Origin of the sequence: Pseudarthrobacter equi, from assembly GCF_900105535.1 — a bacterium.
GTDB classification, from domain to species: domain Bacteria; phylum Actinomycetota; class Actinomycetes; order Actinomycetales; family Micrococcaceae; genus Arthrobacter; species Arthrobacter equi.
The window spans coordinates 3,266,360-3,283,426 of the sequence record NZ_LT629779.1 but is presented as its reverse complement, the minus strand read 5'-3'; the positions used below and the strand labels follow the sequence as shown (position 1 = coordinate 3,283,426).

The following is a 17,067-nucleotide window of genomic DNA, read 5'->3' as shown; positions in this document are numbered from 1 at the left end:
TGAGTGAGGAAAGGGCTGATGGAACCGGACCGGAAACAACTCGTTCAGCTGCTTCCGCTGCTCCCCGTGCTGTCCGAGCTGGGCCGCACGGAGCACATCACCGGGACAGCGGAAGTCCTGGGAGTACCCCAGTCCACGGTGAGCCGCGCCATCGCCCGGGCGAGCGCCGTCGTCGGAACCGAACTCCTGGTCCGCGACGGAAGGGGAGTCCGCCTGACCCCCGCCGCGCGGACCCTCCTGCCCTACATCGAAAACGCCCTGGAGGAGTTCCGGGCGGGCCTGGACGTGGTGCGCAATGAATCGGATGTGGCTCGGGGAAGGATCGCGGTGTCGTTCCAGCACACCTTCGGCGAAGGGACACTGCCCCTGCTCATCAGCGCCTTCCGCAGCAGGCACCCTGGAGCGGCCTTTACGCTGAGCCAGGGTGCCCGGAACGCCTGCCTCGAAGAGCTGGCATCCGGCGAGTCAGACCTCGCCCTCACCGCCCCGGCAGCACCTGCCGGCCGCCACCTGGAATCGGCGCCGCTCTACCGGGAGCCGCTGCGCCTCGTGGTGCACCATGCCCACCGCCTCGCGGGAAGGCCGACGGCGGACCTTGCCGACATCAGGACGGAACCATTCGTGGCCCTCGGCGCCGGATACGGGCTGCGGTCCCTGACTGACGCGCTGTTCAAAGAGGCCGGCTACCGGCCCCGGATAGCCTTCGAAAGCCAGGATTCCCACACGGTCCGAGGGCTCGTCTCGGCCGGGCTCGGTGTCAGCATCCTGCCGCCGGGCGGTGACGCACCCGGCCGCACGGTGAGCCCCGAAACCGGCAACCTCGGGTGGGTGGAGGTGCCACTAAGCTCGGCGCTCGCCGTTCGCGAAGTGGGCCTGTCCTGGCGCCGGGCCAAGGCCGGCGCCGAACCTGCGTCCGTGCGCCTGTTCCGGGAGATGGTGGTGACCGAAGGTCCCCGGCTGCTGGCCGGCCTGGTCAGGCACCGCACGGAGCACTGACACCGGCAGTGACATTCCGGCATGCCGCAGCAGCCCCGCTGGCCGCTCCGGACAGTAGTCTTGTGACGTGCAAAACAGCGAACAACCCCCTGCCGTTCCCCTCCAGAACTCCGCTGCGCCCGGCGCCGGCCCATTGGCCGGCATCATCATCGGCCTCGACATCGGCGGCACCAAGACCCGCGGAATCCGGTTCGAAGACGGGATTCCGGCGGCTGACGAGTCAGTGGGAAGCTCCAACGTCCAGAACGTCAGCCGCGACGAGGCCGCACGCAACATTGCCGAGCTGTTCGCACGGATCGGTGAGGGGGCCGTGTCCCGCGTCTACGCCGGATCCGGCGGCATCGATACCGCCGAGGACGCCGAAGCCCTCGCCGCCCTGATCCGGCCGCACGTTCCCGGCGCCGTGGTCACGGTGGTGCACGACTCCCGCCTGCTGCTGGCAGCCGGACGCGCCCGTACCGGCGTGGCTGTCATCGCCGGCACCGGCTCGGCGGCGTGGGGAAAGAACGCCGACGGCGCCGAGGCCCGGGCCGGAGGGTGGGGTTACCTGCTCGGTGACGAAGGCAGCGGATACTGGCTGGGCCGGGAAGCGGTCCGCCACAGCCTCCGCAGGATGGACCAGGGACTGGCTGTCGATCCACTCACGGCAGCGCTGCTGGAGTCATGCGGAGTGGACCACCCCAACCGGCTCATTGCCCTGTTCCACTCACCGGACACCGGCCGCAGGTTCTGGGCCCAGCAGGCACGGCACGTTGTTGAGGCAGCCGCCCGTGGGCACCGGGAAAGCCGGGACATGCTCGACCAGGCCGGCAAGGACCTTGCAGGCCTGGCCCTCCAGGTCCTGCGCCAGCTGGGAATCAACGGTCCGGTCATCCTCGGAAGCGGCCTGGGCATGAATGTGGTTCCCCTCCAGGAGGCTTTCCGGCGCCACCTTGCTGAGGGCGGCGCGGCCGACGTCAGGGTGCTGGACCAGGAACCCGTCTTCGGGGTGCTCCAACTGGTGGCCGAGCCCGCCTGACGGGCAGGGCGGCCCGGCGTCAGTCCCGGACGGTCCGCTTGCGGGGTGTGAGCCGGACGCCTGGAAGCGGCGGGGCCGGTATCCGTCCGGCTTCAGCGCCGGCGTCCGGGCCATGGCCGGGAACCAGCCCGTAGCGTGCGGCTGCCGCCTCGGCCCCGGACAGGCCCGCCTGCGCTTCCCAGTCCCCGCGGGCCTGCTCCACCTCATCATGGGTGCGGCCCACGAAGTTCCACCACATCAGCAGTTCCTCCCGGAAAGGCTCCCCGCCGATGAGCAGGAACCTGGTGCCGGGATCTGCCTGCAGCCGAAGCTCCTTTCGGCCCGTCCCCAGGTACCCGAGCGGCCCCGGCGGAAGCTCCTGCCCGTCCAGGCGCAGCCCGCCGTCGAGCACCAGGATCCCGTGTTCGAACTCCGGATCCAGCGGCAGGACGGCATCGCCGTCGCAGGAGACGTCAGCCCCAACAATGGGTGAGAACATCGTGGCAGGCGAGGCCACGCCGTCGAACGTTCCCACCATGACGGTGGCGGTGAAACCGGCACCGGTGGCCCGCGGCAACTCCCGGTGCTGTTCAAACGCCGGCGCGCAGTGCCGGTCGGCGTCAGGAAGCGCCACCCACAACTGGAGGCCGCGCTGCACAGGCAGGACGCCGTCCTGCGGCAGGACCGCGAACTCCGAGTGGGAGACGCCGTGGCCCGCCGTCATGATGTTCAGTTCACCGGGCCGCACCACCACGTCGCTGCCCACGCTGTCGCGGTGCCTGATGTTCCCGGCCAGCGGCCAGGTCACCGTCTGCAGCCCGATGTGCGGGTGCGGCAGGACGGACATCGCCGTCCGGTCCGGGCCGAAGCTGTCCAGGAAGCACCAGGCGCCGATGGTGGGCAGGCCGCGTTGGGGGAGGGTCCGCCGGACGTTCATGGCGCGCACCCCGCCGAGCGGCACTTCGCGTTCAGGCCACAGCTGCAGGCACGGGCCGGACGGACCCTCTGCGGCGGCCGGGGGACAGACTTCCTGCTGCGGCGATACTTCCAAGTTGGTCACCCTCCCACTTTAGGGCCGTGGCGTGCTGCAGTGCGGCAGCGGTGTCCCATCCGGACCGCACCCGGCTGCGAATGGTCACAGTAGGGATTCCTTTGTCCGGATCCGTGCCGCAAACTGCTGTGCGCCGGGCCGGCTTGGGCTACCGTAACTATCAGCGTGCCGATGACCATGTCACGTCGCTTTCAGTGGCATCCGAGCAGAACAGGTAAGTCCGCACCATGGACACATCGATGATCGAATTCCAGAACGTGACCAAGGAGTACCAGGGCGGACAGGCTGCCGTGGACGGCTTGACCATGTCCATCCGCAAAGGCTCCATCACGGTCTTCGTGGGACCATCCGGCTGCGGAAAGACCACGTCGCTGCGCATGATCAACCGGATGGTGGAGCCCACCTCCGGAGTGATCACCGTGGACGGCAAGGACGTCACTTCGGCGCCTGCCGCCGAACTGCGGCGTTCCATGGGCTATGTCATGCAGTCCGCGGGGTTGCTGCCGCACCGTTCGGTGCTGGACAACATTGCCACCGTTCCGCGGCTGAACGGCGTCTCGAAGGCCGACGCCCGCAAGCGCGCCGAAGAACTTCTCGACGTCGTGGGCCTGGCCCGGCCCCTCGGGAAGAGGTACCCCGCCCAGCTGTCCGGCGGCCAGCAGCAGCGCGTGGGGGTGGCGCGCGCCCTGGCGGCCGACCCGCCGGTCCTGCTCATGGACGAGCCGTTCAGCGCCGTGGACCCCGTGGTCCGGGAAGAGCTGCAGCAGGAACTCCTCCGCCTCCAGAAGGACCTGGCCAAGACCATCGTCTTCGTCACCCACGACATCGACGAGGCCACAGTGCTGGGGGACATGGTTGCCGTCTTCGCTGTCGGCGGGAAACTGGCGCAGTACGCCACACCGGAGGAGATCCTCCGGGCACCGGCCAACGACTTCGTCGCGTCCTTCGTGGGCAGGGACCGCGGGTTCCGCCACCTCGGGTTCACCCCGTCCGACGGCGTCACCCTCCATCCGGTGCCCACGATCATCCGGGGGGCGGCCGGCAACGAGTCCGATCCCGGGGCCGCCGGCGGCTGGCAGCTGGTGGTGGACGCGGACATGCACCCCCTCGGTTGGGCGGTGCCCGGCAACGACACCGGCCTCATTCCCGGCGGGTCGCTGTTCCGGCCGGGGGAAAGCCTGCGCCGTGCCCTGGACTCGGCCCTGTCCTCGCCGTCGGGCCTGGGCGTAGCCGTGGACGCCGCCGGCAAGGTGCTCGGTGCAGTCCGGGGCGGTGAAGTCCTGGCCCTGATCGAAGAGGCCCGCCAGGTCAGGCAGGCAGCGCTCTGATGGAATGGTTCCTGTCAAACAGCGGCATGGTCTTCGAAAGGGCCGGACAACACCTGGTCCTCGCCCTTGTGCCCATGGTGCTGGGGCTGGTGCTGTCCATCCCGCTGGCGCAGCTCGCGCGCAGGAACGGGGCACTGCGGTCCGTGGTGCTGACGTCCAGCTCCCTGCTGTACACCATTCCGTCGCTGGCACTCTTCATCATCCTCCCCACCATCCTGGGCACCCGCGTCCTGGACCCCCTGAATGTGGTGGTGGCCCTGACCATCTACGCGGTGGCACTGCTCGTGCGGGCCGCGCTGGACGCCTTCGACTCCGTTGACCAGGAAGTAAGCCAGGCCGCCGTCGCCATGGGATACCGGCCGCTCGCGAGGTTCCTGCAGGTCGACCTGCCGCTGTCCCTGCCCGTCATGTTTGCCGGTTTGCGCGTGGTGTCCGTCAGCAACATCTCGCTGGTCAGCGTTGCAGCGCTCCTGGGCATCGGAAACCTGGGCATGCTTTTCACTTCCGGCCTGCAACGTGACTTCGTTACCGAGATCGTGGTGGGCATCGTCGCCATCCTGGTGCTGGCTCTGCTGATGGATGCCGTCCTGGTTCTCCTTGAAAGAATCCTCACGCCCTGGGTACGGGCCGGAAAGCACTCCCGGCCGGGACTGGACGCGTATGCTGCCGATGAACCGGCCGATGCCGCGCGGCGCCTGTCCCAGCCGCAGGCCGGAGGGGGCAACGCATGAGCAACGTCTTCACCGATACCTTCGCCTGGCTCGCGGACCCCCTGCACTGGTCCGGAAGCATGGGGATCCCCGTCCGGCTGGCCGAGCACCTGCAGTACACAGGGCTGGTGATGCTGATCGCCACGGCCATTGCCGTCCCCATCGGCCTGTTCGTGGGCCACACCGGAAAAGGGCGGGTGGCGGTGGTGGCCCTGGCGGGCGCGCTGCGGGCCCTGCCCACGCTGGGCCTCCTGACGCTGTTCGTGCTGCTCGCCGGCATCGGCCTCATGCCGCCGGTCTGGGCACTGGTGATCCTCACCGTTCCGCCACTCCTGGCCGGAACCTATGCCGGAATCTCCAGCGTGGACCGCAACGTCGTGGATGCCGCCCGCGCCATGGGCATGACGGAACTGCAGGTCCTGTTCCGGGCCGAGCTCCCCAACGCCCTGACCGTCATGTTCGGAGGGTTCCGCACGGGCGTGCTGCAGGTGGTGGCCACCGTCTCCGTGGTTGCCTACATCAACCTGGGCGGCCTGGGACGGTACCTCTTCGACGGACTGGTCCTCAGCGACTTCCCCCAGATGCTGGGAGGCTCGCTGCTCATCGCGGCGCTCGCCATCGCCGTCGACCTTGTCCTCGCCCTGTTCCAAAGGCTCTTCCTCACCACCGGGGCCTCACACAAGCCACGCCGCAGCCAGCAGGCCGCGGCAGATCGTACAGACCCCGTCCCTGCGGAGACTGTCCTACAAGGAGGTAAGTCATGAAAGAAAACCGTCCACTCAACCTGGGCCGGAGGAGCTTCGGCGGCCTCGCGGCGGGGCTTGGCCTTGCCGTTGTGCTGTCCGGCTGCGGCGGATCCTCCGACCCGCTCAGCAACGCCCCGTCCAGCAACGCCGGGTCCTCCGGCGGTGCGACGTCCCTGACGGTGGGCTCGGCCGACTTCCCCGAGAGCCAGATCATCGCGGAACTGTATGCCGGGGCGCTCAACGCTGCCGGCGTCACCGCCACCACCAAACCCAACATCGGTTCGCGCGAGGTCTACTTCAAGGCCGTCCAGGACGGTTCCGTTGACGTGGTTCCGGACTACACCGGCAACCTGCTGCTGTACGTGGACAAGGCAGCCACACAGGTCTCCGCCGACGACATCTACAAGGCCCTGCCGGACAAGCTGGCCGACGGCCTCGCCGTAGCCGACGCGTCCAAGGCTGAGGACAAGGACGCCATGGTGGTCACCAAGGCCACCGCCGAGAAGTACCAGCTCAAGTCCATCGAGGACCTCGCCAAGGTCTGCAGCGAGATTGTGGTGGGTGCGCCGGCAACGTTCGCAGAACGCGCCTACGGGCTGCCCGGGCTTAAGAAGAACTACAACTGCGAGCCCAAGAAGCTGGAACCCTTCAGCGACGGCGGCGGCCCCGTGACCCTGAAGGCGCTCCTCGAAGACCAGGTCCAGGTGGCGGATATCTACACCACCACCCCGTCCATCGCGGACAACGACCTGGTGGTGCTGGAGGATCCGAAGAACAACTTCATCGCCCAGCAGGTAGTGCCGCTGTACAACGAAAAGAACATGACGGACAAGGCCAAGGAAGCGTTGAACTCTGTTTCCCGCATCCTGACCACCGATGACCTCATCAACCTCAACCGCGCAGTCAGCGGCAGCCAGAAGCAGAACGCCAAGGACGCTGCGGCCGCCTGGCTGAAGGACAAGGGCATCGTCAAGTAGTTCCCGCGCCCCCTCGGGGCCAGATTTGCCATGACGACGGCGGCTGCCGGACTTCCAAAGTCCGGCAGCCGCCGTCGTCCGTATGTGGGCGAGGTCTCAGCGGCTGTCCATCCTTCCTGTGGCATATTTGAGGAATGGCAGAATTCAGGCAGTCCACGAAGCTCAACAACGTCCTTTACGACATCCGTGGACCCATCCTGCAGGCCGCCCAGCAAATGGAAGCGGAAGGCCACCGCATCCTCAAGCTGAACATTGGCAATCCCGCCCCGTTCGGCTTCGAGGCCCCGGACGCCATCCTGGTGGACATGATCCGCCACCTCCCGCACGCCCAGGGCTACAGCGATTCCCGCGGCATCTTCTCGGCGCGCACCGCCGTCTCGCAGTACTACCAGACCCGCGGTATCCAGAACATCCACGTGGATGACATCTACCTGGGAAACGGCGTCAGCGAACTGATCACCATGTCGCTGATGGCCCTCCTGGATTCCGGCGATGAAGTCCTCATCCCCACCCCGGACTACCCGCTGTGGACAGCGTCCGTGGCCCTTGCCGGCGGAAAGCCCGTGCACTACCTCTGCGACGAGGAATCCGGCTGGCAGCCCGACCTTGAGGACATGGAAGCGAAGATCACGCCCCGCACCAAGGGCATCGTGGTGATCAACCCCAACAACCCCACCGGTGCCGTCTACCCGGAAGAGACGCTGAAGCGGATCGTTGCCCTGGCCGAGAAACACGGCCTGGTGCTCTTCGCGGATGAGATCTACGAAAAGATCCTCTACGAGGACGCCGTCCACGTGAACATGGCCGGACTGACCGGCGACGACGTCCTCTGCCTGACCTTCAGCGGACTGTCCAAGGCCTACCGGGTGTGCGGGTACCGGGCAGGCTGGATGGCGATCTCCGGGCCGAAGAAGGACGCCGCGGACTACCTCGAGGGCATCAGCCTGCTGGCCAACATGCGCCTGTGCGCCAATGTTCCCGCCCAGCACGCCATCCAGACGGCCCTGGGCGGTTACCAGAGCATCAACGACCTCATCCTTCCCGGCGGTCGGCTGCTCGAACAGCGCAACAAGGCCTATGAGATGCTCAACGCCATTCCCGGTGTCAGCACCCAGCAGGCCAAGGGGGCCCTGTACCTGTTCCCGCGGTTGGACCCCGAGGTCTACCACATCCGCGACGACGAGAAGTTTGTCCTGGACCTCCTGCGCGAGCAGAAGATCCTGGTGTCGCATGGACGCGCCTTCAACTGGGTGCGCCCGGACCACTTCCGGATGGTCACCCTGCCCAACGTCAAGGACATCGAAGAAGCTGTCGGCCGGATGGGGGACTTCCTCAGCAGGTACCAGGGGAACTAGCCTGTGGTCACGGGCGCGCCGCGTCCGTGACCCTCCTGCGGAAGGACCCTCGTGGCCAGCATTGTCGGATTCGACCAGCATCCCTCTGATACCCTCCGCGTCGGGAAGGGCTTCTCGCTGGCGGCGGTGGATCCGGAGGCCACTCCGGGATACAGCGGCAGCAAGGCTGACGGCGAAGCTTTGTTGGCCGACCTCGACGGCAAACTTACCGAATTGCAGGAGAAGCTGTTCGCGGAGTCTCGGTTCGGCGGGAAGAATCGGATCCTCCTGGTCCTGCAGGCCATGGACACCGCAGGCAAAGGCGGGATCGTCAACCACGTCATGGCCACCATGGATCCCCAAGGTGTCCAGTTCAAGGCATTCAAAGCTCCCTCGGAGCTGGAGAAGTCCTACGATTTCCTGTGGCGCATCGAGAAAGAGGTGCCGGCCGCGGGCATGGTGGGTATCTTTGACCGTTCCCATTATGAGGACGTCCTCATCCACCGGGTCCACAACTGGGCCACACCGGACGAAATCACCCGCCGCTACCGGGCCATCAATGAATTTGAGGCACGGCAGGCGGACGCAGGCACCAGGATCGTCAAAGTGATGCTCAACATCAGCAAGGACGAGCAGAAATCCCGGTTGCTGGCCCGCCTGGACAATCCCGCCAAGCACTGGAAGTACAGCAGCGGCGACCTGAAGGAACGGGCCTTCTGGGAGGACTACATGGCGGCCTACCAGGCGGCCTTTAACGAGACCAGCACTGCCGCGGCCCCCTGGTACGTGGTTCCGGCCAACAAGAAGTGGTACGCGCGGATCGCCGTGCAACAGCTGGTGATGTCCGCGTTGTCAGATTTCCGCCTGGAGTGGCCTAAAGCGGCGTTCGACGTTGAGGTGGAACGGGAACTGGTAGCCCGCTCCTGACCGGCCGGCCACGCCGGGGTGTCGCGCCGGCGGTCGCGGAAGGGTTGCCGTAATACGGGGGTGGATCAGAGCGGTTGGTCCCGGGCGGCGGCGAGCCGTTTGCGGGCGCCCTCCAGCCATTCCTCGCAGCGCGCCGCCAGGGCCTCGCCGCGTTCCCACAGGGCCAGGGACTCCTCGAGGCTGGCGCCCCCTGCCTCAAGGCGGCCTACGACGGCGATGAGCTGTTCGCGTGCTTCCTCGTAGCTCAATGCGGCGGTGCCGTTAGCCGGCGTCTGCTCGGTCATGTTGTTTCTCCCGTTTCCGGATGGTGCTGGTCAGGTGTTTCTGGTTTTTCCCCGGGGCTGCGGCTGCCGCTGCCGGTGGACGTGGCGCCGAAGCGGCCTTCGGCGACGCGGATGGCCAGGGGCTGCCCCGCGGGGGCATCGGCCGGGCGCCGCACCACTGCGTGGCCGGAGCCAGACGACGCCGCGTGCGGCCCGGCGAGCTCCACCACCGCGTACCCTCGGTCCAGCGTTTTCTGGGGGGACAGGGCACGTACCTGGGTCCTGAGATGCTCCAGCCGGTCACCGGCACGGACCACCGTGGAGTTCACGGCCGTTGACGAACGCCGAAGCAGCCGTTCGATTTCCTCGCTGCGGACAGTGACCAGGCCTTCCGGCGACGCCAGGACGGGACGGGAATGGAGGGAGGCCAGCCGGTCGGTTTCCCTGTCCACCAGCCGTTCAATGCAGCGGCGCAGCTGTTCCCGGGCCTGCCGGACACCGGCCAGCTCCTCGGAGACTTCCGGAACGATCCGCTTGGCTGCATCGGTGGGAGTGGATGCGCGGAGGTCGGCGACGTCGTCAAGCAGCGGCCGGTCGGCTTCGTGCCCGATGGCGCTGACTACCGGCGTGGCTGCCGCCGCCACCGCCCGCACCAGCTCTTCGCTGTTGAACGGCAGCAGGTCCTCCAGCGCCCCGCCGCCCCGGGCGATCACAATGACGTCGACTTCCGGGAGGCCGTCCAGTTCCCTGAGGGCGCGCACCACCTGCGAGACGGCGCTGTTGCCCTGGACTGCCACTTCGCGGATCTCAAATTCGACGGCGGGCCAGCGCAGGGCGGCGTTGCGCACGACATCCTTCTTGGCGTCCGAGTCCCGGCCGGTAATGAGGCCGATGCGGTGGGGAAGGAGGGGGAGGGGTTTCTTCCTCGAATCAGCGAACAGGCCTTCAGCTGCGAGGGCCTGGCGGAGCCGTTCGATGCGCGCGAGCAGGTCCCCAAGGCCGACGGGGCGGATATCCCGGACCTGCATGTTCAGCCGGCCGGTCTTCAGCCAAAACTCGGGTTTGAGCAGGGCCACCACCCGTGATCCGCGCTCCAAGGGAAGATTTTTGCGTTCCAGGACCTTGGTCCACACAGACGCCGGCAGCGACACTTCGGCATCGACGTCGCGCAGGGTCAGGTAGGCGTTGCCTCCGCGGCGGTTCATCTCGATGACCTGGCCCTCCACCCAGGCAGACGGCGTGCGGTCGATGTGGACTTTCAGCTTCTGCGAGAGCAACTGCAGGGGCCACGGGTTCTCCGGCGTGGTTTCAGCGGCCGTGGCCGGCAGGGTGGTCGGCGCGGTGTCCGGCAGGGAAGGCTGCTCAGACATGCGTGTGCCCCTGCGGGACTGGAACTGCGGGCATGGGGTCCTTTGGTGGCTGTGACAATCAGGCTGTCAGGAAAAGCTGCGTTCGAAGAAAGCTGGGTACCGGTTCTTCAACCTTATCCATAAGCAATAGCACGCGGGCTGACAGAGCCCGGTCAGGTTACCTGCCTAGGATGGGGTTACCGCCATCAACCTGAAGGACCTGCTGTGCGCACTTTCGTTTCCGCCCTGGCTACCGTGCTGGGCATCCTCCTGGCCGCCGTGGCGGTTCCTGCCATCTGGCTGGACCGCAACATCGTCGGCGAAGACGGTTTCGTGAGCCTTGCGGCGCCCATGGGGCAGGACCCCGAATTCCGGCAGCAACTGGCGACGGCCGCCGTCGGGACCATCGACACCAGCGCCGTTCCCGGGTTCCTGAACGACCTGGTGCAGCCGGTCCTGGAGAACGCGGCAACAACCCTGACCGGGCTTCCCGGGTATCCCGCGGCGTGGGACGAGACGCTGCGCAAGAGCCACCGCCTGAGTTTCGCCTCCACGGACGGTGATGCAGGCGCCGCCGGGCAGGCATCTTCCCTGACGCTCGACGTCGCGCCGCTGGTGGCCCTCGGGGTGGAGGAAATTTCCAGGGCCAGCGGGATTCCCATTGATGCACCGCAGGAGACGCTGATCAACGTCGGCCAGCCGGAACACCGGGAGTGGGTGGAACGCCTCGCTACCTACGCGCCCATGGGGTACCTGCTGGCCATCGGTTCAGGTGTCGCCTTCCTCCTCGCGCTGGTGGCGGCCCGCCGCCGCTGGACAGTGGTGGCTGCTGCCGGCATCGGTGCGCTCCTGATGGCCGGTGCGTGGAAGCTGGCCACGGATGCCGGAACGGCCAGGGCCCTTGCAACAGACACGGGCAACGACGTGGCGAACCTGTTCCGTGACGGGTTCGTTCCCGCTGCGGCATCGAATTTCGGGGGCTGGACCCTGGGCACGGCCGTGGCCGGCGGGGGGCTGTTGGTCCTGGCTCTTGTGGGCGGAGCCGTATCGCGAAGGCGGCCCCGGGCAACCCGGTAGCATGGAGAGATGACCTCCACAGCTGTTTCCCTCTCGATGCCAACCGTCCCGCGTAGGCGCCGCTCGCCCGAGGAAGTAGCAGCTGCAGCGCCCGTCACCGGGGCCAAAAAGGTGCTGCTCGCGGCCCCCGCGGCTACTGCGCGGGAGTGGACCGGGCCGTGATCGCGGTCGAAAAGGCACTGGAGCACTACGGCCCCCCGGTGTACGTCCGCAAGCAGATCGTCCACAACGTCCATGTGGTCAGCTCCCTCGAAGAGAAGGGTGCTGTGTTCGTTGACGAGACGGACGAGGTTCCCGAAGGTGCCCTGGTCATCTTCTCCGCGCACGGAGTGTCACCTGCCGTCGTCGAGTCTGCCGGGCAGCGCGGACTGCGCACCATCGACGCCACCTGCCCCCTGGTGACGAAGGTGCACAAGGAAGCCGTCCGGTTCGCCAAGGACGATTTCGACATCCTCCTGATCGGCCACGACGGCCACGAGGAAGTGGAAGGAACAGCAGGTGAAGCGCCCGACCACATCCAGATCATCAACGGCCCCCACGAGGTGGACAAGGTCACCGTCCGTGACCCGGAAAAGGTCATTTGGCTTTCACAGACCACCCTCAGCGTCGACGAAACCATGGAAACGGTCCGGCTGCTGAAGGCGCGGTTTCCCACCCTGCAGGACCCGCCCAGCGACGACATCTGCTACGCCACCACCAACCGGCAGGTGGCCATCAAGAAGATTTCGCCCCAGGCGGACCTGGTGATCGTGGTGGGGTCCGCAAACTCCTCGAACTCCGTGCGGCTTGTGGAAGTGGCCCTGGAATACGGCGCCAAGGCGTCCTACCGCGTGGACTTCGCCAACCAGGTGGACGAAGCATGGTTTGAAGGCGTAGCGACCGTCGGCGTGACCTCGGGGGCCTCCGTTCCCGAGGTGCTGGTCCAGGATGTGCTCCGACTGCTCGCTGAATACGGCTACGGAAGCGTGGAAGAAGTGGTCACCGCCGAGGAAGACCTCCTGTTCTCGCTGCCCAAGGAACTCCGCGCCACCCTGAAGGAGGCCGGCGACGTCAGCCGCGCCCTCGGCGGACGCCGGCCGCGCGACTGACGTCCGGCGTCCTACGCGGCAGCCTCGTCCTGCTGGAGCTCGGGGGCTGAAAGCGCGCGGGGTGTGACCTCCACGGGTGCCGGGGAGGCCAGGCCCGCTTCGTCCAAGGTGTTCAGCTTGCGGGCCGTGGGCAGCACTCGGGCTTCCAGCGTCCCCACCAGGGAGTTGTAGCGGTCGACCGACGTCTTCAGCGATGACCCCAGCTTGGTGACGTTCTCGCCCAGGGTTCCCATCCGGTCGTAGAGTTGCCGGGCGAGGTCAAACAGTTCCCGCGCATTGTCGGTCAGGACGTCCTGCCGCCACGTGAACGCCACCGACTTCAGCACGGCAAGCAGGGTCCCCGGAGAGGCCAGGACGACGTTCTTGGACAGCGCGTGGTCCAGGAGCGACGCGTCGGCTTCAAGGGCAGCCGCAAGAATCGATTCCGCAGGGATGAAGCAGACCACCAGTTCGGGGGAGTTCCCCGGAATGTCCCAGTACCTCTTGTTGCCCAGAGCATCCACATGGGCCCTCAGCGCCTTTGCGTGGGCAGCCAGGAGCGCCTGCTGTGAACGGCGGTCGGAGACCGACTGGGGTGCCTGCCGCGCCTCGGAATGCTGCGTGAAGCTTGCCGCTGAAGCGCCCATCTCCTGTGCTTCGAGGTAGGCGGACAAGGGGACCTTGGCGTCCACCACCAGGATCTTCTCGCCGGGAAGCTGGACTACAAGGTCGGGACGGACTGCGGAGTCGCCGCCCGCGCTGTGGACCTGCTCCACGAAATCAACGTGGCGGAGCATGCCGGCAGCCTCCACCACGCGCCGCAGCTGGACTTCACCCCACTGGCCCCTTGCGCTGTTGGACCTGAGGGCCGATTCCAGCGCATGCGTGGAGCGCATCAGCTGTTCGTCGGAGAGGCGCGCTTCCTGGAGTTGCTGGGCAAGCTGGCCGTATTGTTCCACGCGGTCCCGTTCCAGCAGCGCCACTTGCTGCTGGACTGCCGTGAGCTTCTCCGCCACCGGGGCAAGGGCGCGCAGCACGCTGCCGTCCTGCGACCTGGCCTCACCCAGCTCGCGGTTCTGTGCCGCCAAAAGCCGGCGTTCGGCGTCGGCCGCTGCAAACTGTGCGCTAACCTCCGACAGCCGGGCGGACACGGCGTCAAAGTCAGCTTCCACGCCGTTGGTGTTCTTCCGCAGCACTAAGTAGGTGGCGGCCGCACCGGCCAGGGCACCGGCAAGAAGCATGAAGAGGGCAAGAATCAAGGCAAATCCATCCATGAGTTCACTGTTGCACGGGGCACTGACAATCAACGGGAGTGACATCCGCCGGTACGGGCGGACGGGACGCTGCGGGTAGAATCAGTGCTCGTGGCTCTTACTATTGGCATCGTCGGACTGCCCAACGTCGGCAAATCAACTCTCTTCAACGCGCTGACCCGCAACCAGGTCCTGGCGGCGAACTACCCGTTCGCCACTATCGAACCGAACGTCGGCGTCGTGAACCTGCCGGATCCCCGGCTGCAGCAGCTTGCCGGGATCTTCAACTCGCAGCGCGTCCTGCCCGCCGCCGTGTCCTTCGTGGACATCGCCGGCATCGTCAAGGGCGCGTCCGAGGGCGAAGGGCTGGGCAACCAGTTCCTGGCGAACATCCGCGAGGCGGAGGCCATCGCCCAGGTGGTGCGCGTGTTCGATGACCCCGATGTCATCCACGTGGACGGCAAGGTTGATCCGCGCTCGGATATGGAGACCATCAACACCGAGCTGATCCTCGCGGACCTGCAGACCATCGAGAAGGCCATTCCCCGGATCGAAAAAGAGGTCAAGATCAAGAAGCGGGAGGCCGCCGAACTGGCTGCCATCAAGGCCGCCCAGACCGTCCTCGAGCGCGGCGACACCATTTTTTCCTCGGTCAAGAGCGACAAGCTGGAGATGGAGCACCTCAAGGAGCTCGGGCTCCTGACGGCCAAGCCGTTCATCTACGTCTTCAACGCCGACGAGGCCATCCTGGGCAGCCAGGAAAAGCAGGACGAACTGCGGGCCCTCGTAGCCCCCGCGGACTGCATCTTCCTCGACGCCAAGCTCGAAGCGGACCTCGTTGAGCTGGACGAGGAAGAAGCCCGCGAAATGCTGGAGATGAACGGGCAGGAAGAGTCCGGCCTGGACCAGCTGGCCCGCGTCGGTTTCCACACCCTCGGGCTGCAGACCTACCTGACGGCGGGTCCCAAGGAAGCGCGCGCCTGGACCATCCGCCAGGGTGACACGGCCCCGCAGGCCGCAGGAGTGATCCACTCGGACTTCCAGCGCGGTTTCATCAAGGCTGAAGTGGTCTCCTTCGCCGACCTCGTGGAGGCCGGGTCCATGGCCGAGGCGAAGTCCCGCGGCAAGGTCCGGATCGAAGGCAAGGAATACGTCATGTCCGACGGCGACGTGGTGGAGTTCCGCTTTAACGTTTAGTTCCAGAGGATTTCGGAACGGGCCCATCTGCTTGCGCAGATGGGCCCGTTCCTGTTGGCGCGCTTCACGTGGCCTAGGATCTCTCCATGACGACACTTCGGGGAGCGGTGGTTCTGGTAGTCGGCGCCAGCGGCGGACTCGGTTCGCGCGTCGCCGCCCTGCTGGAGAGCAGCGGCGCCGTCGTCGCCCGGTCCTCAAAGTCAGATGGGTACGATCTGCGCGAACCTTCCGTGATCCAAGCGATGCTGGATGAGACGAATGCGCAGTACGGTCGCCTCGACGGGTTAGTGGTTGCGTCAGGGGTCGTTGCCTTCGGCGCCGCGTCAGACCTTGAACCCGCCACAGTGGACGAACTTTTCGCTGTGAACACGACCGGTCCGATCCGCCTCATCACCAAGAGCCAGCCCTACCTCGCGGTGTCCGCACGCGAGGGCCGGGAGCCCTTCATTGTCACATTGAGTGGCGTTGTGGCCGAGGCGCCCGTCGCTGGCCTGGCGGCATATTCGGCGTCGAAGGCTGGACTCGCGGCCTTCGTTGTTGCAGCGGCCCGCGAGTATCGCCGGGCGGGCATCAGAATCGTGGACGCACGTCCAGGCCACACCGGCACCGCCCTGTCTGAGCATCCGATCGCCGGGACAGCGCCGCGATTCGGCGCGGCGCTGGATCCCGACCTGGTTGCAGCGCGGATTGTCACTGCGATCGCCGATGGCGAGAAGGACCTGCCCAGCACCGCCTTCTAAGCTCGTTCAGCTCCGGCCGGAGACCAGCCAAGTGCCGGACCCAGCCGGGTGGCGACGTCGGTGAGGATCTGGACGTAGTCCTCGTGCTCAAAGCTGAAGGGCAGGGCGAAGGCTACTTCGTCAACTTCCTGGAAACCTGCGTGCGCGTACAGTTCCTCCGCGATGTGCTCGCTCGTGCCGATGAGGTCCCGGGCGAACAGCATTCTTTTCGGCCCCTGCGGGGCGGCCGTGCGGGGCGTGCGTTCGTCGACGTACTGCTGGTACTTCTCCCTCTGTGCCGCTGAGGCCGAATCGGTGGGAATGACCACCAGCCCCTGCGATACGCGGGTCCGCTCCTGCGGCTGTCCTGACGCTGCGGCCGCGTCCCGGTAGGCGCGGATTTGGGACTGCTGGATCCGGGCGAAGTCGGGTTCTTCGCCTGCTTCAGGGAAAATCACGCTGCTGGAGAGCAGGTTGAAGCCGTTTTCCCCTGCCCAGACCGCGGATTTCCGGCTGGCAGCGCCGTACCAGAGGCGATCGCGCAGTCCCGGGGAATGCGGCTCTACGCGGTTGGAGAACTCCTCCACCACACCCTGCTTGCCGGAGAAATCGCGGACAGGTTCACCCGCAACCAGCCGGGCGAACCGCTCCACACGTGCGTAGCTGAAGTCCTCCACCTCGGCGGAATCGGGGTAGAGCTCATGCTTCACCGTGTCCCAGTGCATCGGTTCGCCCACGCTGAGGCCGGGGTTGATCCGGCCGCCCGCCAGCAGGTCCGTGGTGGCGATGTCCTCGGCCAGGCGCAGGGGATTCTCCCAGCCCAGCGGCGTAACGGCTGTACCGAGCTCGATCCGGGACGTACGCTGGCTGGCCGCTGCCATGACCGCCACGGGCGAGGAAATGCCAAACTGCAGGTGGCGGTGCCGCAGCCACGCGCTGTCGAAACCGAGCCGCTCACCCAGTTCGATGACCTGCAAAGTGGATTCGTGGCCTGCGGCCGGGTTGGCCGGATCGAAGAAGCCGATGGTCAGGAAGCCAAGCTTTCGCAGGGGACGGTTCTGATCTGGCATGGGCTT

16 protein-coding genes and 1 pseudogene are annotated in these 17,067 nt (G+C 66.7%); 12 read left to right on the top strand and 5 right to left on the bottom strand.

All coding sequences use genetic code 11. From position 1 onward, the window contains the following. Positions 1-18: 18 nt before the first annotated feature. Together BLT71_RS14835 and BLT71_RS14830 are read left to right on the top strand one after the other, a co-directional pair. Entirely contained in the window at positions 19-996 is a 978-nt protein-coding gene (locus BLT71_RS14835; protein WP_091721742.1) for a LysR family transcriptional regulator, read from the top strand. Between the two features lie 67 nt (positions 997-1,063). Further along, a complete protein-coding gene (locus tag BLT71_RS14830; protein WP_091721740.1) occupies positions 1,064-2,014 on the top strand; it encodes an N-acetylglucosamine kinase in 951 nt (316 codons plus the stop codon). Between the two features lie 19 nt (positions 2,015-2,033). On the opposite strand, the gene BLT71_RS14825 is transcribed toward BLT71_RS14830, so the two are convergent. After that, complete coding sequence (locus BLT71_RS14825; protein ID WP_091721737.1) at positions 2,034-3,053, bottom strand: pirin family protein; 1,020 nt, start codon at positions 3,051-3,053, stop codon at positions 2,034-2,036. A gap of 218 nt (positions 3,054-3,271) precedes the next feature. On the opposite strand from BLT71_RS14825, the gene BLT71_RS14820 reads away from it, so the two are divergent. From BLT71_RS14820 to BLT71_RS14795, 6 genes are all read left to right on the top strand, one after another. Next, a complete protein-coding gene (locus BLT71_RS14820; RefSeq protein ID WP_091721735.1) occupies positions 3,272-4,372 on the top strand; it encodes an ABC transporter ATP-binding protein in 1,101 nt (366 codons plus the stop codon). After that, a complete protein-coding gene (locus tag BLT71_RS14815) occupies positions 4,372-5,103 on the top strand; it encodes an ABC transporter permease (RefSeq protein ID WP_091721732.1) in 732 nt (243 codons plus the stop codon). The genes BLT71_RS14820 and BLT71_RS14815 overlap by 1 nt, the downstream gene beginning before the upstream one ends. Next, positions 5,100-5,846 (top strand): ABC transporter permease, encoded by a 747-nt coding sequence (locus tag BLT71_RS14810; protein WP_091721729.1) that lies wholly within the window; start codon positions 5,100-5,102, stop codon positions 5,844-5,846. The genes BLT71_RS14815 and BLT71_RS14810 overlap by 4 nt, the downstream gene beginning before the upstream one ends. Then, the gene (locus BLT71_RS14805) at positions 5,843-6,805 is read left to right on the top strand and encodes an ABC transporter substrate-binding protein (RefSeq protein ID WP_091721726.1); all 963 of its coding nucleotides are present in this window, start codon (positions 5,843-5,845) and stop codon (positions 6,803-6,805) included. The genes BLT71_RS14810 and BLT71_RS14805 overlap by 4 nt, the downstream gene beginning before the upstream one ends. A gap of 134 nt (positions 6,806-6,939) precedes the next feature. Continuing rightward, a complete protein-coding gene (locus tag BLT71_RS14800; protein WP_015937728.1) occupies positions 6,940-8,160 on the top strand; it encodes a pyridoxal phosphate-dependent aminotransferase in 1,221 nt (406 codons plus the stop codon). A 51-nt stretch (positions 8,161-8,211) separates the two neighbouring features. Next, positions 8,212-9,066 carry a polyphosphate kinase 2 family protein gene (locus BLT71_RS14795; RefSeq protein WP_091721724.1) on the top strand — a complete coding sequence of 285 codons (855 nt, stop codon included), beginning with the start codon at positions 8,212-8,214 and terminating at the stop codon, positions 9,064-9,066. 65 nt (positions 9,067-9,131) lie between these two features. On the opposite strand, the gene BLT71_RS14790 is transcribed toward BLT71_RS14795, so the two are convergent. Both BLT71_RS14790 and xseA read right to left on the bottom strand, forming a co-directional pair. Next, the gene (locus BLT71_RS14790; protein ID WP_091721721.1) at positions 9,132-9,350 is read right to left on the bottom strand and encodes an exodeoxyribonuclease VII small subunit; all 219 of its coding nucleotides are present in this window, start codon (positions 9,348-9,350) and stop codon (positions 9,132-9,134) included. Beyond that, positions 9,347-10,699: an exodeoxyribonuclease VII large subunit gene (gene xseA, locus BLT71_RS14785; RefSeq protein ID WP_091721719.1), complete on the bottom strand. Its 1,353-nt coding sequence runs from the start codon at positions 10,697-10,699 to the stop codon at positions 9,347-9,349. The genes BLT71_RS14790 and xseA overlap by 4 nt, the downstream gene beginning before the upstream one ends. Before the next feature lie 204 nt (positions 10,700-10,903). On the opposite strand from xseA, the gene BLT71_RS14780 reads away from it, so the two are divergent. Together BLT71_RS14780 and BLT71_RS14775 are read left to right on the top strand one after the other, a co-directional pair. Continuing rightward, positions 10,904-11,755: a hypothetical protein gene (locus BLT71_RS14780; protein WP_091721716.1), complete on the top strand. Its 852-nt coding sequence runs from the start codon at positions 10,904-10,906 to the stop codon at positions 11,753-11,755. 9 nt (positions 11,756-11,764) lie between these two features. Further along, a pseudogene (locus BLT71_RS14775) lies at positions 11,765-12,843 on the top strand (4-hydroxy-3-methylbut-2-enyl diphosphate reductase). An 11-nt stretch (positions 12,844-12,854) separates the two neighbouring features. Here BLT71_RS14775 and BLT71_RS14770 read toward each other — a convergent pair. After that, entirely contained in the window at positions 12,855-14,096 is a 1,242-nt protein-coding gene (locus tag BLT71_RS14770; protein ID WP_091724056.1) for a DNA recombination protein RmuC, read from the bottom strand. 90 nt (positions 14,097-14,186) lie between these two features. On the opposite strand from BLT71_RS14770, the gene ychF reads away from it, so the two are divergent. Both ychF and BLT71_RS14760 read left to right on the top strand, forming a co-directional pair. Further along, entirely contained in the window at positions 14,187-15,272 is a 1,086-nt protein-coding gene (gene ychF, locus BLT71_RS14765; protein WP_056076350.1) for a redox-regulated ATPase YchF, read from the top strand. Positions 15,273-15,358: 86 nt separating this feature from the next. Next, positions 15,359-16,012 carry an SDR family NAD(P)-dependent oxidoreductase gene (locus tag BLT71_RS14760; protein WP_091721714.1) on the top strand — a complete coding sequence of 218 codons (654 nt, stop codon included), beginning with the start codon at positions 15,359-15,361 and terminating at the stop codon, positions 16,010-16,012. Here the strand turns inward: BLT71_RS14760 and BLT71_RS14755 are convergent. Next, entirely contained in the window at positions 16,009-17,061 is a 1,053-nt protein-coding gene (locus BLT71_RS14755; protein ID WP_091721711.1) for an LLM class flavin-dependent oxidoreductase, read from the bottom strand. The two genes, BLT71_RS14760 and BLT71_RS14755, sit on opposite strands and share 4 nt — an antisense overlap. Positions 17,062-17,067: the final 6 nt, after the last annotated feature.